Origin of the sequence: Pedobacter kyonggii (genome assembly GCF_004310665.1) — a bacterium.
GTDB classification, from domain to species: Bacteria; Bacteroidota; Bacteroidia; order Sphingobacteriales; family Sphingobacteriaceae; genus Pedobacter; species Pedobacter kyonggii.
Genome location: NZ_SIXF01000009.1, coordinates 90,459 through 115,268 on the forward strand (window position 1 = coordinate 90,459; position 24,810 = coordinate 115,268).

The 24,810-nt window shown below is 38.5% G+C and carries 20 protein-coding genes; 1 reads left to right on the forward strand and 19 read right to left on the reverse strand.

Annotated features, from left to right (window positions below; all coding sequences use genetic code 11):
- Window positions 1-54: 54 nt before the first annotated feature.
- The 9 genes from murG to mraZ form a co-directional block, all read right to left on the reverse strand.
- Window positions 55-1,167, reverse strand: a complete 1,113-nt coding sequence (murG, locus tag EYS08_RS11555; RefSeq protein WP_131030176.1) for an undecaprenyldiphospho-muramoylpentapeptide beta-N-acetylglucosaminyltransferase — start codon at window positions 1,165-1,167, stop codon at window positions 55-57.
- Between the two features lie 303 nt (window positions 1,168-1,470).
- The gene (locus EYS08_RS11560; RefSeq protein WP_131030177.1) at window positions 1,471-2,664 is read right to left on the reverse strand and encodes an FtsW/RodA/SpoVE family cell cycle protein; all 1,194 of its coding nucleotides are present in this window, start codon (window positions 2,662-2,664) and stop codon (window positions 1,471-1,473) included.
- 15 nt (window positions 2,665-2,679) lie between these two features.
- Window positions 2,680-4,068 (reverse strand): UDP-N-acetylmuramoyl-L-alanine--D-glutamate ligase, encoded by a 1,389-nt coding sequence (gene murD, locus EYS08_RS11565; RefSeq protein ID WP_131030178.1) that lies wholly within the window; start codon window positions 4,066-4,068, stop codon window positions 2,680-2,682.
- A 153-nt stretch (window positions 4,069-4,221) separates the two neighbouring features.
- Window positions 4,222-5,469, reverse strand: coding sequence for a phospho-N-acetylmuramoyl-pentapeptide-transferase (mraY, locus tag EYS08_RS11570; RefSeq protein WP_131030179.1), 1,248 nt, complete (start codon window positions 5,467-5,469; stop codon window positions 4,222-4,224).
- Window positions 5,469-6,926: a UDP-N-acetylmuramoyl-L-alanyl-D-glutamate--2,6-diaminopimelate ligase gene (locus EYS08_RS11575; RefSeq protein ID WP_131030180.1), complete on the reverse strand. Its 1,458-nt coding sequence runs from the start codon at window positions 6,924-6,926 to the stop codon at window positions 5,469-5,471. Before EYS08_RS11575 ends, mraY begins: the two co-directional genes overlap by 1 nt.
- Before the next feature lie 76 nt (window positions 6,927-7,002).
- Complete coding sequence (locus EYS08_RS11580) at window positions 7,003-9,105, reverse strand: penicillin-binding protein (RefSeq protein WP_131030181.1); 2,103 nt, start codon at window positions 9,103-9,105, stop codon at window positions 7,003-7,005.
- Window positions 9,095-9,517, reverse strand: a complete 423-nt coding sequence (locus tag EYS08_RS11585; protein ID WP_131030182.1) for an FtsL-like putative cell division protein — start codon at window positions 9,515-9,517, stop codon at window positions 9,095-9,097. Before EYS08_RS11585 ends, EYS08_RS11580 begins: the two co-directional genes overlap by 11 nt.
- Window positions 9,514-10,419: a 16S rRNA (cytosine(1402)-N(4))-methyltransferase RsmH gene (gene rsmH / locus EYS08_RS11590; RefSeq protein ID WP_131030278.1), complete on the reverse strand. Its 906-nt coding sequence runs from the start codon at window positions 10,417-10,419 to the stop codon at window positions 9,514-9,516. Before rsmH ends, EYS08_RS11585 begins: the two co-directional genes overlap by 4 nt.
- Complete coding sequence (gene mraZ / locus EYS08_RS11595) at window positions 10,409-10,876, reverse strand: division/cell wall cluster transcriptional repressor MraZ (RefSeq protein WP_131030183.1); 468 nt, start codon at window positions 10,874-10,876, stop codon at window positions 10,409-10,411. Before mraZ ends, rsmH begins: the two co-directional genes overlap by 11 nt.
- A 1,025-nt stretch (window positions 10,877-11,901) precedes the next feature.
- Between mraZ and EYS08_RS11600 the strand changes: the two genes are divergently transcribed.
- Window positions 11,902-13,488, forward strand: a complete 1,587-nt coding sequence (locus EYS08_RS11600) for a PepSY-associated TM helix domain-containing protein (RefSeq protein ID WP_131030184.1) — start codon at window positions 11,902-11,904, stop codon at window positions 13,486-13,488.
- Between the two features lie 77 nt (window positions 13,489-13,565).
- On the opposite strand, the gene EYS08_RS11605 is transcribed toward EYS08_RS11600, so the two are convergent.
- From EYS08_RS11605 to EYS08_RS11650, 10 genes are all read right to left on the reverse strand, one after another.
- Window positions 13,566-14,087 (reverse strand): hypothetical protein, encoded by a 522-nt coding sequence (locus EYS08_RS11605; protein WP_131030185.1) that lies wholly within the window; start codon window positions 14,085-14,087, stop codon window positions 13,566-13,568.
- Window positions 14,088-14,149: 62 nt separating this feature from the next.
- A complete protein-coding gene (locus tag EYS08_RS11610; RefSeq protein WP_131030186.1) occupies window positions 14,150-15,124 on the reverse strand; it encodes a 3-keto-disaccharide hydrolase in 975 nt (324 codons plus the stop codon).
- 288 nt (window positions 15,125-15,412) lie between these two features.
- Window positions 15,413-16,606: a phosphoglycerate kinase gene (locus EYS08_RS11615; RefSeq protein WP_131030187.1), complete on the reverse strand. Its 1,194-nt coding sequence runs from the start codon at window positions 16,604-16,606 to the stop codon at window positions 15,413-15,415.
- A 6-nt stretch (window positions 16,607-16,612) separates the two neighbouring features.
- Window positions 16,613-17,050: a GNAT family N-acetyltransferase gene (locus EYS08_RS11620; protein ID WP_086544984.1), complete on the reverse strand. Its 438-nt coding sequence runs from the start codon at window positions 17,048-17,050 to the stop codon at window positions 16,613-16,615.
- Between the two features lie 625 nt (window positions 17,051-17,675).
- Window positions 17,676-17,933, reverse strand: coding sequence for a hypothetical protein (locus tag EYS08_RS11625; protein ID WP_131030188.1), 258 nt, complete (start codon window positions 17,931-17,933; stop codon window positions 17,676-17,678).
- A 146-nt stretch (window positions 17,934-18,079) separates the two neighbouring features.
- Window positions 18,080-19,075, reverse strand: coding sequence for a type I glyceraldehyde-3-phosphate dehydrogenase (gene gap / locus EYS08_RS11630; RefSeq protein WP_208745844.1), 996 nt, complete (start codon window positions 19,073-19,075; stop codon window positions 18,080-18,082).
- A gap of 245 nt (window positions 19,076-19,320) precedes the next feature.
- A complete protein-coding gene (locus EYS08_RS11635; RefSeq protein ID WP_131030190.1) occupies window positions 19,321-20,400 on the reverse strand; it encodes an MraY family glycosyltransferase in 1,080 nt (359 codons plus the stop codon).
- Between the two features lie 177 nt (window positions 20,401-20,577).
- A complete protein-coding gene (locus EYS08_RS11640) occupies window positions 20,578-21,318 on the reverse strand; it encodes a glycosyltransferase family 2 protein (RefSeq protein ID WP_165456429.1) in 741 nt (246 codons plus the stop codon).
- 236 nt (window positions 21,319-21,554) lie between these two features.
- Window positions 21,555-21,947 (reverse strand): hypothetical protein, encoded by a 393-nt coding sequence (locus tag EYS08_RS11645; protein WP_131030192.1) that lies wholly within the window; start codon window positions 21,945-21,947, stop codon window positions 21,555-21,557.
- Window positions 21,948-22,806: 859 nt separating this feature from the next.
- Window positions 22,807-23,199, reverse strand: a complete 393-nt coding sequence (locus EYS08_RS11650; protein ID WP_131030193.1) for a hypothetical protein — start codon at window positions 23,197-23,199, stop codon at window positions 22,807-22,809.
- Window positions 23,200-24,810 lie beyond the last annotated feature (1,611 nt).

Here is a 24,810-nt window from a genome sequence, read left to right on the forward strand (position 1 = left end):
GATTGTGCTTCGTACCTCGCAATGACGATCTGTCTTTGTTTTGGTCTTTCTACTTTAGTCTTTCTGCTTTATTAGTTTCAGTACTTCGTTCGCTATAATTTCGTCTGCCGCTGGCAATGCCATTTCGCCTATATTTTCTGAAAGTTTTTCACTCTGTTCTTTATTATTTAATAATGCCAGTGCTTCTTTAACCAAAGTGTCTTCTGCTGAGCGGTCGTTAATTAATATTGCTGCTCCATTTTTAACCAGGGCCATTGCATTTTTAGTTTGATGATCTTCTGCTACATTTGGCGAAGGCACCAATATCACCGGTTTTTTAATCAAACAAAGTTCTGCTATGGTTCCCGCACCTGCTCTACTCACAATTACATCTGCCGCTGCATAAGCGAGGTCCATCTTATTTAAAAACTCAAGGATGCGAACATTGGGATGATATGCTAAACCCAATCTTTCAATAATCCCTTTGTAATAATATTTGCCTGTTTGCCAGATCACCTGCACATCCTGTGCAAGGATATCGGGTAAATGTTTTTCAATCGCTTTATTCAGTGTACCTGCTCCTAAACTTCCACCGGTAACCATAATGGTCTTTTTCAATGGATCCAGCTTTAACAGTTCGGCACCCTGAAAATGTTTTCCTTTAATATCAACCACTTCCTGGCGGACAGGATTTCCTGTTTTTAAAATCCTATCAGCTGGAAAAAACTGATCCATATCATCAAAGGCGACACAAATTTTTGAAGCCTTTTTACCTAACCATTTATTGGTTATTCCGGCATAAGAATTCTGTTCCTGGATGAGGTAAGGAATTCCTTTCAACGAAGCTGCATACAATAGTGGGCCTGAGGCATAACCACCAACACCTACTACGGCATCGGGCTTAAAATCATTGATAATCTGCATGGCTTTGCGCACACTACCGATTACCTTGAACGGGAGCGCAAGATTTTTAATAATCGAGCCCCGTTGCATCCCGCTAATATTTAATCCTATAATTTTATATCCGGCTGCAGGAACTTTTTCCATTTCCATTCGGCCTATTGCACCCACAAACAAAATCTCACAGGTTGGCACCATGCTCTTTAGCGCATTGGCTATGGCCACGGCGGGAAAAATATGCCCGCCGGTGCCACCACCTGATATGATAATTTTTGGGGAATTATTCATTTTAATTATTATTTAACTGCAAAGAGCGCTGAGTTTTTCGCAAAGCACGCTAAACATTTTGTTTTTACCACCGGGTGCACAAAGTTTTCACAGAGGGCACTGAGTTTTATTTTTTGTTTACCACAAAGGCGCTAAGAGCACCAAGGTTTTTCCATCGGATTTCACACTTAAGGCTGAGTAATTTGAGTAAACAGTTTCTTTGTGTATCTCTGTGTGAACCTCTTTGTCCTCTGTGGTTAAATTTTTACCTTATTATCTTTAAATAGATTGCCTAGTCATGCTTCTTCGCAATGACGATTCATCTTAAGCTATTGCCGGTATTTCACCAATTATTATTTTATTTTTTACTTTCTCTTTTTCTTCTTTTGTTAATGCATTTGCATTTTCTTCTACATCACGGCTTACACTGAGTATAATCCCGAAAGCCACACTGGTAAAGATCATTGATGTACCACCCATACTTACTAATGGCAGCGGAACCCCTGTTACCGGGCCTAGTCCTACCGCTACTGCCATGTTTGCAAAGGCCTGTATGGTCAGACTGAAACTCAGTCCAGCCGCGAGCAATGCACCGAAAGCCTTGGGTGCCCGGGTTACGATCTTGATACATCGGTATAAAAGCACCAGGTATAGTATCATGATTACAATTCCTCCCACAGTTCCCCATTCTTCAATAATAATGGCGAAAATAAAATCGGAATACGGATGTGGTAGGAAATTGCGTTGTGTACTATTACCTGGTCCTTTACCAAAAACACCACCAGTAGCTAAGGCAATTTTTGCCTGATCTGCCTGGAAAGTTTTATCTGAATGCTGCATTTCAGGATGTATAAACGTATTAATACGCGACATGTATGTTTTTCTCCTTGGACCCAAAAAGAAAACAAACAATAGCAGTACAAAACCACCTGCACAAACAATCGCGATCTGTTTAATACTGATCCTACCGATAATTAACAGCAAAATACTTACACCAAACAGCATTAATGCTGTAGATAGGTTGGCGAGTGCGATCAAAACAAATACCACACAAACAGAGCCCATAATTGGTATAAATGACTCTTTAACATTTTTAATATTTTCTTGCTTTTTGGTTAGCATCCTGGCCAAAAAGGTAATCAATGCAAGTTTAGCCAAATCGGAAGTTTGAAAGGTTAATCCGATAACCGGTATTTTAACCCATCTTGATGCATCGTTCAAATTCGTTCCGAATATTAGCGTATAAAACAACAAAGGGATGGTTATGATCATCAGCACCTTCGAAATACCCGCATAGTAACGGTAATCAAGCAGGTGGGCAATATAGATCATCCCGATGCCCATCAGCACAAAAATTAAGTGCTTGGTAAGCAAAAGCTTTTCTACAGCTTCTCCTTTTTTATACGCTAAGGTACCTGTTGCACTGTACACCGCCATTACAGATATAAGCGAAAGCAGGATGATGATCAACCAGATCCATCTATCGCCTTTTGTTTTATTAAGTAGTGCTTGGAACATATATTGTACCTCCTATTATAATTCTCTAACTGCCGCCTTAAATTGGTTACCGCGGTCTTCGTAATTTTTGAACAGATCGAAACTTGCACAAGCTGGCGATAACAATACCGCATCACCACGTTTAGCCAAATGGAAAGCAATCTGCGCTGCTTCATCAGCCGAAAAAGTATTTACAATTACTTCTACATCATCCTCGAAAGCATCGTGGATACGTTTGTTGTCCTTACCCAAACAAACGATGGCCTTAACCTTACTTTTAACCAGATCTTTAAGCATGTTATAATCGTTTCCTTTATCAACACCGCCCATAATCAGCACTACATCGCTGGTCATACTCTCTAAAGCATACCAGGTAGAGTTCACATTGGTGGCTTTACTGTCGTTGATAAAATCGATCCCCGAAATTTTGGCCACATGCTCTAACCTGTGTTCAATATTTTTGAAATTGCCCATGCTTTCGCGGATGGTCTCATTTCTTAATTCTAAAACTTTAGACACAATGCCTGAGGCCATAGAATTGTATATGTTGTGCTTGCCCTGTAAGGCTAAATCTGAAATAGACATGGTTAGTTGGTTATTTGGTTCTGTAAGGATATGTATAGTAGTTTCTTCTAAATAAGCACCCGGTTCTATTTTTTTAGTAATTGAAAAGGGAAAGGCTTTCGCCACAGGCTTAATCAGTGAGATGGCTTTTAGGCTCTCTTCGTCATCTGCACAATAAATGAAAACATCTTCTGCTGTCTGGTTTTGAACAATCCGCATTTTAGATGCAGCATAATTTTCCAGTTTATAATCGTAACGGTCTAAATGATCCGGGGTGATGTTGAGCAAAACAGCGATATCCGCTTTAAACGCAAACATATCATCAAGCATGAAGCTCGAGATTTCCAGTACATAATATTCGTAATCTTCTGTAGCCACCTGTGCTGCAAAACTCTGTCCGATATTACCCGCCAGCCCCACGTTTAGCCCGGCATTTTTTAGGATGTGATAGGTTAATAAACTCGTAGTCGACTTACCATTTGAACCCGTAATGCAGATGGTTTTTGCATTGGTATATCTTTTGGCAAATTCAATTTCCGAAACCACTGGGATTCCTTTTGCTACCAATTTTTTAATTATTGGTGCTGTAGGCGGGATACCCGGACTTTTAATTACCTCTGTTGCATTTAAGATCAGTTCTTCGGTATGTTTTTCAGATTCGAACGAAATGGAAAGTTTTTCTAATGTGGCTTTATATTTATCGGTAATTACCCCATAATCGGAAACAAAAACATCAAAACCTTTTGCCTGGGCCAATTTTGCCGCCCCAACTCCACTTTCGCCGGCACCAAGAATAACCACACGGCTCTGCCCGGTCATCGCTGACTTAGTATTGCTTGATGTGATATTATTCGTGCTCATTATTTTATTTCTTTTAGTATCAGGTAATGGGTATCGAGTATCAAGACAGGAATACCATCACATTTTAATTTTTTACCTTATTTTTTATTTACCACTAAGGGTATTTTATTTATCATTCTATCTTTTGCCTTTCAGCTTTAGTCTTTGAGCTTTTTACCTCAGTTTCAATGTTACAATGGTCATAATCGCAAGCATGATTCCGATAATCCAGAAGCGGGTTACAATTTTGGCTTCATGATATCCTTTTTTCTGGTAATGGTGGTGTAAAGGTGACATCAGGAAAATCCTGCGGCCTTCGCCAAATTTCTTCTTGGTATATTTAAAATAAGATACCTGCATAATTACCGACACCAGTTCTACCAGGAATATTCCACATAAAATCGGAATCAACAATTCCTTGCGGATCATGATGGCAAATGAGGCAATTATTCCCCCAATGGCCAAACTTCCGGTATCGCCCATAAAAATCTGCGCCGGGTAAGAGTTGTACCAAAGGAAACCTACGCAGGAACCCACAAATGCACCTGCAAAAATCATCAGCTCTGCTGAGTTTGGGATATACATAATATTGAGGTAATCGGCCATAATGGTATTACCCGATACATAAGCCAAAATACCCAGGGTGATCCCGATTACTGCCGAAGTTCCAGTAGCTAAACCGTCAATCCCATCGGTAATGTTTGCCCCGTTCGACACCGCAGTAATAATAAATACCGTTACGATCAGGAAGATGAAAAATGCATATTTCTGGTAATCGGCACCCAAAAACTTCAATACCTTTGCATAATCGAACTCATTGTTCTTATAAAAAGGTATATTGGTTTTAGTCGATTTTACATCTTGTGTATAATAAAAAGTTTCACCTTTTTGGCGCAATACCATCGGAACCGTAGATGTGCTTTTTACATCATCATGTACAGTTTCCCTTACTACAACATTTGGATGGAAATACATAGTGCAACCTACAATTAAGCCTAAACCAACCTGGCCAACTACTTTAAAACGACCTGCTAAACCTTCTTTATTCTTTTTGAAAACTTTGATATAATCATCTAGAAAACCTACAGCACCCATCCAGATTGTGGTGATTATCATTAAAATAACATAGATATTGGAGATATTGGCAAATAACAAGGTTGGAATAAGAATGCCCAGCAAAATAATGATACCACCCATTGTTGGTGTACCTTGTTTTTGCATCTGTCCTTCTAAACCTAAATTCCTTACTGTCTCTCCAACCTGTTTTTTATGCAGATAATCAATCAACCTACGTCCGTAAACGGTGGTAATTACCAATGATAAAATAATGGAGATAGATGCACGGAAAGTGATGTACTGAAACAACCTTAACCCAGGTATATCATAATGCTTATGCAGGTATTCGAATAATAAATATAACATTAGCTGATTGGTTTTAATTGTTCAAGTAAAATTTCTTTATCATCAAAATGGTTCCTTATGCCATTAATTTCCTGGTATTTCTCATGCCCTTTACCAGCAACAAGAATAATGTCTCCTGGTTGCGCTAAATGGCAGGCTGTTTTTATTGCTTCTTTTCTATCTAAAATGGATAAGGTTTTACGCTTATTGGTCGGTGAAACACCTGCTTCCATTTCGTTGATAATCGTCTGTGGATCTTCCGTTCTGGGATTGTCGGATGTCAGGATTACTTTATCGCTCCAATCGCAGGCTACCTGAGCCATAATAGGGCGTTTGGTTTTATCCCTGTCTCCACCACAACCCAGCACCGTTATAACCTGTTCGGTTCCTTTGCGGATATTGGCGATGGTGCTCAATACATTCTGAACAGCATCTGGCGTATGCGCATAATCTACAATGCCTATAATCTTATCGGCAGAAGTGATGTAATCAAATCTTCCTTCAGCGCCTGATAAACGGCTCAACAAAGTCAGCACCTTTAACTTATCCTGCTCCAACAAAATGGCTGTTCCATACACGGCCAATAAATTATATGCATTGAAAGACCCTACAAGTTTGAAGTAAACATCTTCATTATCAATATCTAAATGCAGCCCACTAAACTGGTTCTCAATAATTTTCGCTTTGAAATCGGCCAATTGTTTAAGCGCATAGGTTTTTTTATGTGCTTTAGTGTTCTGCAGCATCACCGCTCCGTTTTTATCGTCGATGTTTGTCAATGCAAATGCCGATTTAGGCAGTACATCAAAAAATGCTTTTTTTGCTTTCAGGTAAGCATCAAAAGTTTTATGAAAATCTAAATGATCGTGTGTTAAATTTGAAAATACACCACCTGAGAAAGTCAAGCCTTCAATCCGGTGCTGAGAAACCGCATGTGAGCTTACTTCCATAAAACAGTAATCGCAACCTGCATCGACCATTTCTCTTAAGAGCTGATTTAATGCGATCGGATTTGGTGTAGTATGCGTTGCTGCCACTACCGTATCATTGATATAATTCTCTACCGTTGATAAAAGCCCGGTTTTGTAACCTAAATCTTTAAATAATTTAAAAAGAATAGTAGCTATGGTGGTTTTTCCGTTGGTTCCCGTAATACCGATCAGTTTTAAATCTGCTGATGGATTTCCAAAATAATTCCCGGCAATGATACCCAAAGCCACAGCAGTGTTTTCTACTTTGATGTAGGTAACCGTAAAGTCCTGGATTTCTGGCAAATTCTCGCAGATAATTACTCCTGCGCCCTGCTCAATTGTCTGCTCAATAAACCGATGCCCATCTGTTACTGTACCCACTACAGCAAAAAAGATATCATCTTTACTTACTTTACGCGAATCGAAATTCAGCGCATTGATTTCCCTATCGGTTTTACCAACCAATTCTTTAATCGTTACGCCGTAAAGTAAATCCTGTAATTGCATTTTTTTTATTTTTTTAGTATTAAGTAGTGAGTATCGAGTAGCAAGACCTTAAACCCTATACCTTTTACCTTACACCTTAATTCAACTCTATCTGTACACCCAATCCTTTACCCACTTTTGTTCCGGCGATGATGGATTGGCTGACCACTTTTCCAGAACCCGAAACCTTTGTTTTCAAACCCGCATTTCCCAAAAGGTACAATGCATCTTTCAGTCCCATTCCCCTCACATTTGGCATCACACCTTTACGCTCGTTATTTTCCTGAAAAACTGTTCCTGCACTGGTATCTATAATATTGTAATACTCAGATTTTGAAGCAAAAAGCGGTTTAAAACCAAATGCTTTATACACCTTCTGAGTGGCTTTACTTTGCCCCGCTTTTGTAGGCGGATTACCCGTATTACCTACCAAACGGGTCGGCACATCGTTATACATCTGCATATCGCTGGCATAAATACGGTCGGCAATTTCCCTGAACACCGGGCCCGAAACTGTAGCACCATAATAAGCACCTTTGGGATCGTTGATGACCACAATTAAAGAATACTTAGGCTTATCAGCTGGAAAGTACCCTACAAAAGAAGCCTGATACTGCTTATTGGCTTTATATCCTTTATTCGCATCAGCCACTTGAGCGGTACCTGTTTTACCTGCAATCGGATATAACGGGTTATAAACTATCTGCCTTCCACTACCCTCGGTTACTACTCCTTCGAGCATTTTTTTGATTTTACTCAGGGTAACCTCCGAACATATTTTATCATTAATTACTCTTGCTTTAAACTGCTCGATCGGATTACCTAGCCTTCTGATCTCTTTTACAAAAATTGGCGCTACCATTTTGCCGTTGTTAGCCACCGCATTATACATGGTAAGCATTTTTAATGGTGTTAACTGCATTTCATAACCATAGGCCATTTGCGGTAAGGTCATATTTTTGTTCCAGCTTCTGTTTGTCTTAGGATTTTTAACCACAGGCATTGCCTCACCAGGAATCTGTAGCTCCATTTTTTTATTCAGCTGCCAATCATATAAGTGATCGGTAAACCTTATCGGATCGCTGCCATAATGCATGTTGATCAACTTTGCTATTGCAGCATTGGAAGAGGTTTCAAAGGCTTTTTTTGCTGTAACCGTTTCAATTTTTGGATGTGAATCCGTAATCAGTTTGCCTGGTATCTGATAATAACCTGTACCGATCATGGTATTGGTATCAATCAGTTTATCTTCTAAAAGCGCCATATAAGAAGCTAATTTAAAAGTGGATCCCGGATCCTGGTTACCCGCGATGGCATAGTTAAATTTCTCCTTATATACCCCTTCCTCTACCTTAGAGAAATTGGCTACTGCACGGATTTCGCCTGTTGCCACTTCCATCAGGATTACTGTACCATGATCAGCCTGAGATTTGATCAGTTGTTTTTCCAATGCACTCTGCGCCAGATCCTGCATGTTCACATCAATGGTCGAGATAATATCGGCACCATCTTTTGGCGCCACCTCAGCCTCCTCATTTACCGGGATATAAACACCCCCAGCGATACGCTGCATCAATCTTTTTCCGGTTTCGCCGTTGATATACTCTTTATACGCCCCCTCTAAACCTACACCATTAGCAACATTTTCGTTTTTATAACCGATTGTACGGGCAGCTAAAGCCTGAAAAGGAAGAATCCGTTTATTTTGTTGTACAGCAATTAAACCGCCACTGAACTTACCAATATTATAAAGAGGGAAAGTTCTGATTGTTTTAAGATCGGCATAACCCACTTTACGGTGGATCAACAAATAACGTGCACTATCCTGACGTCCTTTACGCAGATAACGCGCATATTCTTTAGCCGTTTTATCCTGAAAGAGCTGAGCTAATTTATAACCGAGTGAATCTACTTTCTCGTTAAATACCTTATCATCAACAATACCGCCAGCAAACATATCCATGCGCAGTTCGTATTCCGGTATCGAAGTAGCCAGCAAACTACCATCGTTAGAATAAATATTCCCACGGGTAGCCTCCACATTTACATATCGTGTAGAAAGGCTATCTGCCATAGCTTTCCATTTTTTTCCTTGCACATACTGTACCTGACCGAGGCGCAAAAACACCGCGAAAGCAAAAAGCACAATTAAGCCAAATGCCAGATATACACGAAGCAAGATGTTTGCTCTAATATTCATCGCTTTTAACAATTATTTTTTTTGGTGGTTCAATCAGTTCTTTTATCCCAAGGGTATCTACCTTTTTGGCAACCTCTGTCAGTTTACTCTTGAACATCAGGTCGGCCTTAAGGGATTTATACTCCCATCTTAATTCTTTTACTTCTTTATTTAATTTATCAATGCGGCGAACATTTTTTACCGCAAAGTGGCTATTGGCAATATAAATCATCCCTAAAAGGGCCAGAAAACACAAATAAGGCAAAGCGTCAGTAGCCGCCTCTTTACTTACCAATCCGTCATTAAAAAGCTTACTGATAAATGAATTGCTATCCATTTTCTCTTCAGCAGTTTTTGGCCTTTTGGGCGAAGCTTTTAGCTCTGGTTCGGGCCCAATCTCTTCCTCTTCTATCTCTTCCCTAAACCTGTTCATATCTTTTCTGCAATTCTTAGTTTCGCACTGCGGGCCCTATTGTTTTGAGCAATCTCCTCATCAGTGGCAATTATCGCTTTCCGTGTAATTACATTAAATGGTTTTTGCTGGTTTCCGAAGAAATCCTTTTCTACTTCACCCTGAAATTTGCCTTTTGACATAAAGTTTTTAACCGGCCTATCCTCTAAAGAATGATAAGACATGACCACTAAATGACCGCCAGGCTTCAATACATCAGCAGCCTGCAACAGAAAATCTTCAAGCACCTGAATTTCGGCATTCACCTCTATGCGCAACGCCTGAAACACCTGCGCCAGATATTTATTCTCTTTTCCTTTCGGGATATAACCAGCAATTGCCGACTTCAAACTGTCGATATCTGTAAAAGGCTGCTCTAAACGCGAGGTCACAATAGCGCGAGCCAACGATTTAGCATTTTTTACCTCTCCATAAATCCCAAAGATTTTGTGCAGCTTATCCTCCGTATAGGTATTCAATATTTCGGCAGCCGTTAAATTACGGTGCTGATCCATACGCATATCCAGATCGGCATTATGACGGATAGAGAAACCACGTTGTGGCACATCGAACTGATGCGAGGAAACCCCAAGATCAGCCAGAATGCCATCAACCTGCTTAAAACCTTTTAAGCGGAGATTATTTTTCAAAAAACCAAAGTTCTGGTCGATAAAAATAAAACGATCGTCAGCAGGAACATTCATCTGGGCATCAGGGTCCTGATCAAAAGCAATCAATCTCCCTTTCGGTCCGAGATGTTTCAAAATCTCTCTCGAATGGCCACCACCGCCAAAAGTAACGTCTACATACACGCCATCAGGTTTGATATTCAAACCATCAATGCAAGGCTGCAACATTACAGGAACATGGTAATTATTCACCATCTGCCCCTCCTTTCTTATCACCCATTACTTTTTGGGCAAGGCTTGCAAAATTAGCCGGAACATCATCAAAAATATCTTCGTATGCTTTTTTATCCCACACCTCGATACGATCTAACTGACAAGCCAGAACAAGATCACTACCGATACCCGCATATTCCACCAAAGATTTCGGTAAAAGCACACGACCGGCAGCATCAAGCGAAAGCTCGGTTGCCCCACGCGTAAAAGCCCGCACAAAGGCCCTATTTTCCTGATCGTAAATATTAAGTTTGGCAAGATCGGCCACAACGGCATCCCATACATTTTTAGGATAGATCACCAGGTTTTTCTCAAAACCACGGTTAATTATGAGCCCATCATTCTCGGCATTAGGCAATTGTTTCTTAAGCGCAGCAGGTACCATAAGGCGGCCCTTTGCGTCAAGTTTACAATCGAATTCTCCTAAAAGTTGGGTCATAGTGGTATCTACACTTTATATCTAGTGTAAAAGTAAAGAGTTCTACCACTTTTTACCACTTTTTACCACAAAAAAGTTTTCCACATCTTTTTTGTTACAATATTGGTCTCACAATATAATTAGAATAAGGCTATCAGCACAAAACAAAAAGCCTTAATAACTGATAACAAGCAGGTTAAAATATTTCATCTAAAAGTGTCACGTTGGCCCAATTTTTTACCTAAAATTTAAATAACGCTAAAAATGAGGGCCTTAATAACCAATATGAAGTCCTAAACACCTACATATTGTTCTTGTTTTACAACCTGAGATTAAGAGCCTGTTTAATTTTATTATAAATTATTATTATGTCAGTCTGAGCGGAGTCGAAGACCCGTTTTAGATATATTAAAGCACTTCGACTCCGCTACCATTGATGTTATTTTGTGATTATTCAAATATGAGTGGTTTATGCAGACTGCGTATTTCCGCCCAGCTAGGCCATAGCACGGTATCCCCGTTCTACTTAAATCGGCCTTACAAATTTTTGGGAATCCCCAGGCCAAGCCTATACTGAAACTTCAATACAAAAATTTTGAGCCGACACTTCTGTTTTTTTCATAGGTCTTTATGCTTTCAACTGCATTCAAGCTAGCTCTGCTGGTCTTTTCGGTGCCAAAAGAAAAAGGCCTGTCCGGCCAGGACAAATAGAACACCCCGTCCTGCGGACACCACCCTAAAAGAGGGAATCATATACCAACTGATATTTTAACGTCATTTATATTGATCTTTATGAAATAAATTACTCCTCAGTGTGGCAACACTATTAGATAAGTAAAATAATTCATCAAATTTAAACAGGCTCTAAAAGCTAACAAAAGAAGCCACTACTTAAAATGCCCTGCAAGGAGAACAGAATAATGCTTGATTATCATTTGGGTATCTATTTCCAGTGATTTATTTAGACTTATTAAAAATAATTTGGAAGCAAGCATTTAAAACGATTTCTTTGTAGGTATACAACCAACGAATACTGAACAAGAGGAATGTTACGCTCAAAAATAAAATCAGAAAATACCTCCAAAAAATTAAACTGGGCAAAACATCAAAAAAGATGGTTTGGTAAATGGCATCTTTATCTTGGTATTATTGCCGGAGCAATTGTTGCTTTTGTGGGGGTTACAGGTAGTATTTTGGTTTTTCAGGATGAGATAGACCGCGCGCTTAACCCCAAACCGTTCGAAGTAATTGCGCAGAAACAAAAAATGCCAATCGAGGATATTGTGCCTCTGATCAAGAAAAACTATCCCAGCTTAAAAATCGATTACCTGATGCTTAACAACTTCAAAAATCCCAATGAAGCATATAGCGTTCTGGATTTAAAAAGTGGCGGAGAGACCTTTATTAATCCATATACTGGAAAAACAACTGGTAAAAGAATACACACCAGTTCTTTTATCCATGTGGTTACCGAACTGCACCGAACATTGCTTATTCCTGTAGCCGGGCGTTATATCTGTGGTTTAGCTTCACTCTGTCTTTTAATTTTAACCATTTCCGGTTTACGTTTATGGATCCCAAAAAAATGGAAACAGCTAAAATCGGCTCTCACAGTAAGGTTTAGCGGCTCATTTAAGCGGCAAAATTACGATTGGCACAATTCGCTCGGGTTTTACTCCTCTCCCATTGTAGCAATACTGAGTCTTACCGGTTTTTCGATTACTTTTTCTACGCTTGTTATTCCACTGTTATTTGTGCTTAGCGGGAAATCTCCCCAGGGCGTAGCCACGTTATTGGGTGCAAAATCTGCATGGCATGCACAGGCAGCACCACTTCCACTTAAAGAGATTGTTGCCGCAGCGAAAGAAAAAATGCCCAACGGTTACATTGGTGGGATTGCTTTTCCGGCCGACAAAACAGGCACCTACCGCTTAGATGTAGTGAGTGGGAATCTACCTAAAGTTGGAAAAAGAGAAATGCTTATTGTTGATCAATATACAGGAAAAGTGTTATTGAACAGCCGGAAGGATTTCCCCAATGTTGGCAATGCTTATCTTAGCTGGTTAACACCAATCCACTATGGAAGCTTTGGTGGTAGGCCCACCCAGGTAATCGCGATCATTGCCGGCTTAATGCCACTTGCCCTATTTATTACAGGTTTTATTATCTGGTGGCCACGTTATAAGAAACAAAAGAAAGGCAAAAAACGAAAAACGAATGAAGCAGCATTGGATGAGATATTGGAAACTCAGATAGTTGAAAAAGAATTAAAACCAGCAAAAACAAAAACACCACTTCCGAAACTAGGCAGATATTTCCTTTTACAGTTTAAATCGGGATTAAAATATGCGGCGATTATTCTGTTAATCAGTTTTATTATGGGTGCACTCTATGGCCTTCCTTCAGGAATAATTATCCAGCCAGCCATTTTTGTTGTGGCGTTTAGCTGCGTGATGGTCTGTTTAAATTTTATATGTGCACTGTTATCAGAGCTGTTCAATATCTTATTTCTCCTTCCCTTTAAAAAAGGCAGTTATAAGGTAACCCGTTACTTTGCGTTGTCAACTGCATTTTTGGTGTGTTATCTGGCTGTTTATATGGTATTGCTAAATACGGGTTTAGAGGTGTTCTAGCTTAAATGCTGATCCCCCTCCTATAATTTAAGGTTAGCATCTGATGATAGATAACAAAGCAAGTGTATTCAAGTCATTTAGTAATCACCCAACACCCTAAAATATAATTCACGTTGTGAAATTATGAACAAGGATATAAACGTAAACAGAAAATTATCGAAGTTTTTGTCGTCTTTAGCCAAAACACTTTCAAGCTCCCAACCACTAAAAAAGGTGTGTTTTATCTTGAACAATCTCGTGTCATTATAGAACAAATTGATTGATGGTTGTTTGGTCCAAAAACTAATATGTGCAGAAATATTTAATTCTACGCTGATCTTGTTGTTATTCTCATCGAATATTATGCTATTTATGGCTAACATTGGGATGCCACTGCCTAAAATATCACAAAACACAAAATCATCTTTTTTTAGTTGGAAGCTAGTTTTTTCGCTTTGGAGATTTTTCACCAGGCTATATTCACTTCCAGCTATATCGGATACAAGTATTTTTTCCTCCTCTCCTGTAAAGATAAAAGAAAATAATTCCTGCCCTTCAGTATTGGTAATAACCAACTTACGATCGGGTTTGCGAATTTGCCGTAAATTATAATAATTCATGGTAAGATGTTAATTTGTAATTACAGAGGCCTGGGGGGTTCCACGCCTCTATATAAAAACAATTATTTTGCAGGTGTAATCACGATTTTTCTGAATTCAATTGGAGCGTGGTCTCCCTGAAGGTAAATAGGTCCTGGTTCGCCCTCATTACTATCCAATGCGCCTCCGGTAATGCCCGGAATTTCCTGGTTACTGATGATGGTTTTGCCATTGGCTACCACTGTTACCAAACGGCCAACAAGGGTAATATCGTAGCTCTGCCATTCATCGGGGCCGAGCGTAACCATTTCGTTGGCTGTTAAAAATCCATAGACACCACCGAACAGTACATTATTGGGATGCGCATCTTTTTTGCTATCTTCAATCTGCACCTCGTAACGGCCTCTTAAGTATACGCCACTGTTTCCTCCTTTGGCATATTTGAATTCTACGTGTAGCTTAAAATCATTATATTTCTGTTCGGTAATGAGATTTGAACCTGCTTTCGGACTGGTTAAAATACCGTTTTTCACGATCCATTGGTTTTGTCCACTGGCTTTCCAGCCAGACAGATCTTTGCCATTAAACAAATTAACAGGTTTACCCCATGCCGGTGCAACGGTTCTTTTCAGATAAGGTGCCTTAACACCTTTCCAGCTATATTGTTTACCATTACAATCTGTCATTGTTCCTTGAATTCCGGCATCGGCTACAGTACCATCAATAATCAGATTCGAGGTACCACTTTCCCATTGTGGCGGAATTTCGAACCTAAACTTCCCATGATCAAACTTTACTTCCGATACCGGGCGGGCACTACCAGCAGTAGATACAAAGTACCCCACTAATGTTTTTACGCCTGACAGTTTAACTTCCAGCCAGGCTGGTGCTGATTTTCCGTTCACATCAACGGTAATGTCCCAACGGCCGATCAGCGCTGCAGGCTCAACAGCCAATTTAACGTTATCTGGCATAGTTACTGTTGCAGCCAATGTTTTTTGAGACAGGCCTGCGAGGAGCAAACAGCTTATACTAAACAAAAAGATTTTTTTTCTCATAAATGTAATTTGATTTATTATGTACCCGATGTTTTATAACCCAGAACCACGACTAAGTTACAGGCCAAGGTAAATTGCCAGTAAGGTATGATTTATTTGTTTTAAGCACAAGTAGCAATTGCCTCCTGCACAGTATCGTTACAAGATATAGCTGTACCGTTATAACGATAAGTCTTAAAAATGTGGGCTAAGCCAATTGCAAAACTGTGTGGGTGGAAATCATCTAAAAACAAAGGCCCCTGCAAATTGATGATCTGCAGGGGCCTCGTTTATGTTCAGATTTATATTTTATCCATTAATGGCTTTAACGCCTGGTAATTCTTTACCTTCCATATATTCGAGTAAAGCACCACCACCGGTAGAAACATAACTTACTTCATCTTCCATACCGAATTTTGCAATCGCTGCAGCAGAATCGCCACCACCGATTAATGAGAATGCGCCGTTATCTTTAGTAGCCGCCACAACTGCTTCTGCAACAGCTTTAGTACCCACCTGGAAACTTTCCATTTCGAAAACGCCCATAGGTCCGTTCCACAATAAGGTTTTAGAATTTTTAATCACATCCTGGAACAAGGCAACCGATTTTGGACCGATATCCAGTCCCATCCAATCTGCCGGAATCTGACCAGAGTCTACATCTTTTTTATCGGCATCATTTGCAAATTTATCAGCAATTACCGTATCTACAGGTAAAATCAGGTTTACACCTTTTGCTTTTGCTTTCTCGATCAGTTCTAAAGAAAGTGCTTGTTTATCGGCTTCTAATAATGAAGTACCAATTTCTCCACCTTGTGCTTTAGCGAAGGTATAAGCCATACCGCCACCAATAATCAGGTTATCTACTTTATCCAGCAATTTCTCGATCAAAAGAATTTTATCAGATACTTTAGCACCACCCATAATGGCAGTAAAAGGTCTTTCAGCATGGTTCAATATCTTCTCTGCATTTTCTACTTCTGAGGCCATTAAATAACCAAAGTATTTTGCATCTGGGAAAAACTGGGCAATAATTGAAGTTGAGGCATGTGCACGGTGAGCAGTACCAAAGGCATCGTTTACATAAACATCGCCTAATTTTGATAATTTCTCTGCAAAGGCAACATCACCTTTTTCTTCCTCTTTGTAAAAACGAAGATTTTCTAACAATAAAACTTCACCTGATTTTAAATCAGCTGCCTGTTTTACTGCGCTTTCGCCGATACAATCATCAGCAAACTTAACGTCAACACCAACAAGAGCAGATAGATCAGATAAAATGTGTTTTAAAGAATATTTATCGGTAGGGCCATCTTTCGGGCGGCCTAAGTGCGACATTAAAATAACCGCACCACCATCTTTTAAGATTTTAGAAATGGTTGGCAAAGCCGCCTTGATTCTTTTATCGTCTGTAATTTTAAACTCGTCATCTAAAGGCACATTAAAATCTACCCTGATTAATGCTTTTTTATCTTTAAAGTCAAACTGGTCAATTGTATTCATGTTTAATTATTTTTGATTTAAGTTTAATTTCATTTCGTAATGGAAACCGATGCCAGGGATATCGAACTCTGGCGATTCGGTAGTGAAGCCTATTTTTTTGTAAAAAGCTGCCGCCGTTGAACGGGCATTACACCATAAATAATCGGTTTTATATTCTTTTAGGTACTCAATAGCAAAAGTAACCAGTGCAGCACCATAACCATTTCCAACTGCATCGGGATGGGTGGCCATGCCCCTAAGCTGATAGCCCTCTCCTTCTTCCGGAAAAAAATCATTCCGCATAAAGGTCGCAATTGATTTTATTTCTCCATCTTTTAAAAAACCAAGATGAAAGGTATCGTAGGCAAGATCGCCTTCAAAAACGCATGCTTCGAATGGTTTGCCATTGCGCAAAACCAGGCTTCTTAAAGGCAGTACTTCTTCTGGAAGAATAAATTTGACCATATTTTTAGTATCAGCTAGCTTACATCTAATGTGAAGACATTGCTATTGGATGCTCTGCAAACGTTTGCAAAGTTAATAAAGCAATTGAAACCCGATAATAATATCGGCCAGAATTTTTAATAATTTAAAACGGATGTTGAGGATAGGTGGCCAGCCCTTAGTTTTGTGGAAAAATTCAATTTCAGCATACACCTTTATCTCTATCAAATTTTATGAGCCATAAGAATTCTAACAAAAGACTCAGCTGTTATAATGCTCACTTTAGGAAAGTCGGTTATTTAGCAGTATCAAAATGACGATCGTTGGTCACCAAATAATCCACCTCAGCAGCAACTGCTATGTCAAAAATTTATTATCATCTTCATCAACTGATATTACATTCCAATTGTAGTAGACCTTTTGCGTTAATCACATCCGGAGATTCAATAAAAATCTCCATCACAATCTCTGCTGCACCAGGAGCTGAATGTTCGTGCATTATTTCTTCATATTCTTTAAGAATGTCTTCGGAAACTACAATTTGAAAATGCCCATCTATGAATGAATCCCAAATTGGCCTTAGAATACTACTTTTCCTAATGAAGAGATAAGAACATTGGAATCCAGAACAATCTTCATGCAAACACTATCGTTTCGAACGGAAATGCCCTTTACTTAACTTTTCGTAATCGACAGATTCATCTGCCTTTTTTTCCCAAGCTTCAACTACCTCATCGAGTTTTTTTGATAAAAGTTTTACTGCAAGTTTACGCATTTGTAAAAAATCCTTCTCAGGAAGAGGGGTTTTAAACAATCGTAGCATCAAAACTTGTTGTTCGTTTAAATGAGTACCAATATCTAAATTCACGGACATGTTCAAATATACCATTTTTCTGTACTTCATCAAAAGCACTAAAGAATCGTCATGGTGAACTTTTAGAATTTAGATTTAGCCTATCCTATGAAACAAGTTTTGGACGCGATATCCACGACTTTAGTGCATAAGCTCCCGCCTCCTTATTAAGAGTATCTAATTTGAAAAGAAAGGAGTTAAGCCCTGGAGAGCTTATCAATTTTTTTCACCACATCGATCAAACGGCTGCTGTAACCAAATTCGTTGTCGTACCAGCCCACCACTTTAACCAGATCGCCAACAATAGAAGTTAAAAGCGAATCGAAAATACAGGAATGTGGGTTGTCGATAATATCAACCGACACAATCGGATCTTCAGTATACTCAATGAGCCCTTTCAGTTCATTTTCTGCAGCGTGTTTAAAAGCTGCATTAATTTCTTCGATGGTTGTCTTTTTCTTTAACAGACAGGTAAAATCGGTTAAGGATCCGTTTAAAACCGGAACCCTGATTCCTGCCCCACCTAAACGGCCATCCAGTTCAGGAAAAATATGGGTAATGGCTTTTGCTGCCCCTGTAGTAGTTGGAATAATGGAAGATGAGGCTGCCCTCGCCCTGCGCAGATCTTTGTGGTTTGCATCATGCAGATTCTGATCGCCTGTCATCGAATGAATGGTGGTGATATAACCTTCTTCAACACCCCAGTTATCGTTCAAAATCTTAATCATCGGAGCTATATTATTCGTTGTACAACTCGCATTTGATAGTACAGGGCTAATTAAATCGATCTGATGGTCGTTTACACCTAATACGACCATCGGAATATCATCAGCTGCCGGGGCTGAAATGAGCACCTGTTTTGCGCCTGATGTAATGTGTTTTTCTGCCAATGATTTGGTTAGATTTTTACCCGTACAATCGATAACCAGATCCACTCTAAGTGCCGACCAAGGCAATTCATCGGCATCCTTGATAGCGAAAACCGGAATAGAAAGCTGATTAATTACCAGTGCATCAGGTTTTGCAGAAACACTCCCTGCAAAAACACCATGAACAGTATCGTATTTAAATAAATGAGCCATCGTTTTGGCATCTGCCAGGTCGTTAATGGCCACCACTTCAAATCCCTCAGCCAATGCTAAGCGTAAAAATGTTCTTCCTATTCTACCAAAACCATTTATTGCCAGCCTCATTATTATAAAAATTAGAGCGCAAAATTAGTATTTATTTATCAAAGCAAAGACCTGATTATATAAGATGGAAAAGGGATGATGAAACCTTATTTCAGCAGCTATCTTTTTCGTGCTAAGGTCAAAAATATACTACTTAGCATCACAAAAAGATAGAACGGACTAATTTTCTGGAGCTCAAAGTCATCTGCCTTTAAATAATAAAGTTCTTTTTTAGAGCGCAAAGCCTGTAAAACTACGGATGTTTATTACCTTCTTTTCTTTTTAAGCAGGCTTAAGGTAAGCAAGCAATTAAATGCGATGCAGAGAGCAACAATGAGCAAAATCAATACAAAATTTCCAAGATGCTGAAGGAAAATGGTAGCAGCTATTGTAGCCAGATTAAACCCCGCAGTAGAAATTACGATCCAGCTGGCCTTAAACCCTAACTGCTCTAAGCGGTGGTGAATGTGGTTACGGTCTCCCTTAAACGGAGAACCTCCCTTTAAAATACGGATGATAAAAACCCTTAATGAATCGAAAATGGGTACGATCAGTATTGCTACCGCTATTGCTGGCGCAGAATAAAAAGCAGGTTTATTTTCACCTGTAAACTTATTGAGCTCTATAAACTTAATGGCCAGGGCAGCAGAAATAAGCCCGATGATCAGTGCGCCTGTATCGCCCATAAATATTTTAGCAGGAAACCAATTGTATTTTAAAAAGCCTGCGATAGCACCCGCAAGAGCAAAGGCTATAAATGCATAGGGCACTTGTCCCATCAGGGAAAACAAAATACCGAAAGCCAGGCTCGTTAAAATGCCGATTCCACCTGCCAATCCGTCAATGCCATCTATTAAATTGAATGCATTATTCAGGAAAATAATTAATGTAATCGAAAAAAGGCTTCCCCATAAGGGTGGCATATCTGCTATACCCAATACACCATACAAACTTGTTAAACGAAAAGCACCGAAAAAAACCAGGATAAAGGCTACTACGATCTGCAAAATAAATTTTGTACTGGTATTGGTGCCATAAACATCGTCTTTTAGGCCAAGTGCCGCAAGAATGATGCACGATGCAATTAAGAAATTAGCTTCTTTAAAATTAATAATGGCCGAAAAAAGCAAGATACATACGGTAAAACTACCTACAATGGCCAAGCCACCTAAACGTGAAATATTGCGTTTATGATTTTTACGGTACAGGTCGTTCTTATCAAAAAGGCCATATTTTAACGAAGTATAGATTATACTTGGAATGCTGATAATTACGATTGAAAAAGCCAAAATAAATATGGCTATACAGAAATAGTCAGGGCTGGTATTCAGAATATCTTTTAGCAAAACTTATAGGGACTTACAAGCAAATATAACTATACTAAGGTAAACAAAATTGTGATGTAAAATGTTTGACATGACATATATCAAATAATTAATTTACGTCATACTAAACAGACAACAAAAAGCTCCGAACCTTAAACCGCCAAGTAACAAATAGCGCTAAAGTGCTGTTTATTAACACTAAAACTGACTGAGTTTGCTTATCTTTTTCTGTAGCAATATCCAAAAAGGCAAGGGCATCCTGTTCCTTTTTAAGGCTTTATAATCATTAACAAAAGCAGAGACCCTACTCATCACGGATTGATTACTTACCCCTCCCATACGCATATTCACCATTAAGATAGGCAGGTAAACCGCTTCTATTTTATGGGTATAAAAGTAACGTAGTATTAATTCGTAATCGGCAGCGGTACCCAGATCTAAGGCATAATCGCCGTTTTTCTCAAACAAAGATCTTTTCAAATACAGTGTTGGGTGAGCTGGCATCCAGCCTTTTTTAAGATCTGCGTATGTGTTCTGCTGTGATTTCCACGTCCTGATAATTTTATGTGTTGTAGGATGGATGTAATTGAGGTCGCCGTAAAGCCCATCTATTTTAGGCTGATCGATAAAGGTTTTGGCTACTGATGCCAATACATCAGGGTGTGCAAATAAATCATCGGCATTTAAGATTCCGATCACCTCTCCTGTTGCCCTCTGGATCCCTTTATTAATGGCATCGTATAAACCTTTATCTTTTTCTGAAACAAAATAATCGATTTTAGTTCTGTATTTGTTTATAATTGAGCAGGTATTATCAGTTGATCCTCCATCTATTACAATGTATTCAATAGCAGCATAATCCTGCTCCAGAACAGACTGAATACAATCTTCTAAATAAGCTTCGGCATTATAAACTACAGTGATAACAGATATTTTCATTCGTTTTAAAAAGTAGAGTTGTTCTTTTCCGTCTAAAAAGACAATACCAATGGCAAAGATAAGTAACGCAGGAACATAATTATCAATCGGGCAATCATAAATATGCTTGTAAAAACCTGACATATAAGTTGTTACTACATCTTCTTCATACACACTACACGATGAGCCAACATTATCGACACATCTATCAAGTGATGAAGAACTTACATAATAATTACACGTAGGAGATGGTTTTGTTATAGTTTTTGTCTTCTCTTAATGAGTACAAAGCCAAATACACCGGCACCTAATCCTAATGCCCATGAATAATCGTCGAGATTGCAATTGGTAATCGTGTATCCTCTCATAACTCCACTGTTTAATATTGTAAGATTTGTTAAACTTACTACTATTGAACATGCGGCTGAACCTGTAGGAGATGGTATATAAACTTGAGTTGCAGATGTCGATCCAGCAGGGCAAGTTGTTGAATGAGAATTTGAAAGTAGTGCAACATTTAAAGTTAATATTGACACTACAGGAAAATAAATCTTATTCTCTGATGCAACATAGCATCCTGTTTGTGATTTCCCTGCGAAAGGAATAGCAAGTAAGCTAAGTATAATGAACAGGTGCTTTAACTTTTTCATAAACCAAGGAGTTGATTTATACGAATTTACCCTTGAAAGCCCTTAAAATTCCCGTTCCTTTTGTTCAGTATTATAGCAACACTATAGCCCTTTGTAATACAAACTTACTATTACAAGAAATAACAGAGTAATTGCTTATAGACTATATACGAATTGAGCTTTTTTTTTTCGGATTATGACAAAACCAAAAATACCTATTGGGAATATTAAAACGGGATTATAATCATCTAACGGCAATTCACATGTATTTGGGCTGATGCGCCGAGCCATCCCACCGTAACCCACTCCAGCAACCTTGCACCCACCCTCAAAGGGATATGTATAATCTACCAAAACCCCGCAATTAGGATCCCCAGGACCATACCGCACATAGTAGGTTTGTGAGGGCGTATTTCGATAATGCCTCGTGAAATTACCATCCGTGTTGTTATAATCTGTAAATAATCGATTTGCACCGTTGGAGTAAACCATACAGCCGTATGGATCTTGAGCAGATGCTGGATAATGAATAATTACTATTGATAATAGCAAAAAAAACTTATAGAAATTCATAAAAATATTAAACAAATTCAATTCTTATATGTATAATATATAATACATTTTATACAAATATTGAGTTTTTAATACAATCATTTATGACTTCTAAAATATTCTGTTTTTTCTATGACGATGATTTTATAGGCCCTAGAGAATGCGCCAGAGCCTTTTTTGTTGACAAAAATCAACATCTAAAAAATAAAACGGCCTTAAAATGACTTAGAGGGAGAAGGGGTAAAATTGCATTAATATTTATAGACGATTTTTTTATAAAAACAGCGCATATAAATATTGACAAATATCATGAACAAACTGAACAGTTTTAGACTGCGGCTTTTGAATTGAAGGGCGATTTTGTTTTCAAAACAAAATATCCAAGGCAACCCGAAATAAAAATCAGCAACCAAACTTCAGTATCTAAAGGGCAAAGATAGGTGGCAGGGTATGAGACTTTTCGCCCTAGGGTAAAGTTAGCGGTACAAGAACCCAGGAAACCATTATAAGTAATCTCAGACCTTCTTACATATGTAGAGGTACGATATGCACTTAAAGCACAATCGGATGGATTTAAAACGATAAAATTTGAGAATCCCGGAACAGGAACATCTGGAAAAATGCGATATACAATGCCATCAGACACATAACATCCTGTGAAGGCTTTAGACGAAAAGGACGAGAGGGCGATAATTATCAATAAGGTAAATACTTTATTCATAATAATGGTGGCGGGACAACTTCCGCAAAGCAAAACTACAAAATCACGACTTTAATCTACTTAACAAGCTACATAATCATACAGAAAAAGAGCTTTATCTACTTAATTATGAGTACATACATATAGTCACACACATCAATAATTAGAAAGTATCAAGTATACCGATTGGCTATTTTTTAAGGTAATAAACCCTAAACTGGCCAGTAGTAACATCAAAAATGAAACAAAATCATCAATAGGGCAATTTGCCATATCATAGTAGACTAATATTCCGTTCTCTCCTCCTTGCCGTCTACATGTTCCTCCAGAGGTTACTGGAGTTGTTGAAATATTTGCATATGAAGCTGTGCCAGCGGAGCAGGCTAATGTTTAAATCAAATTTCCAATTCTGCCCTCCCCCTATCTGATCTCTCAAGATTGCGCCCGGGACGCTACAACCTACAACGGAACAAAAGCCACTAAAGCTTAAGAAAAAGGCAATGATACTCAATAGTATACTCTTCATTTGTTTTCAAGAACAATTTTTCAACTATAATGTGAAAAAATAATCTAATAAATATTACAAAAACTAATATAATTAATAATTATCAACATCTATATTTTAAAGACTTAAGCATCACAAAAATATGATTATCAACAAGTTACAAGCAACAATACTTAATCTTTCTCTATTATAGACCCAGGATATCTGCATTTTGACTGTCAGACACAGAAACTAAATGGAAGTGGAGTGGAGGATACATTTCTATATGATGCTAGGGTGCCATAAGGGAAAATGATGGTACAACCAGAAGGGTTAGTACTTTGTACAACATAATACGCGCTGCTAGAAATAATGAAAATGTTTAATGGTGAGTTGTCTATATAAATGTTTAACTATGAAAATCGATTTCATATTAAACCAATTTTGAAAACAAGTTGTTTGGTATGCCATTAAGCACTATGATTGCAACTACAAAGCCAAACTAAGTTGCTCTCTACGTAGAAAAAATGTACCTAAAAGGCCAAGTGGAAAAATAAGAAGTAAAATATAATTGTCTAAGGGGCATTCAGTTCTATATTGAGTTTCTGTATAGGTCTCATTATGTCCATATATGCATGCACCGCCAAGCCACCACGGCCAGTAGGCATCACATACAAAAAATGTTCCTGTTCTGGTTATTCCAGTGGAAACAAACTTGCACTGTGATGTCGATTGACAACTGATTACGTTACCGTTTCGATTATAAATACAATCACCGGTTGAAGATACGCTAGAAGCCCACTGCTGAGCTTTAGATACAATGACAGAAACCATCAGAAACACGGAAACTGCAAGAATTTTTTTAAACATAAATGCGAATGATAGACTTCTATTTTTTTTTACAAAACTACCCTAATTATTGTAGATTTAATATTACATTTTACTTTATAATTGACATTTATCATAAACAAAATAGCTCATTCAATGATAGTTATCTAAAGTTTTGAGAGATGATTGAATGCTGCCCCAGGTAATAAGACTGCAGCCGGCTAATGAAAACGCATTTTTATACTAATTATAAAACACTTTACAACCGCATATTAAAAACTTTCTTTAATTATGATAAAATCAAGCAAAACCTTTGCTTG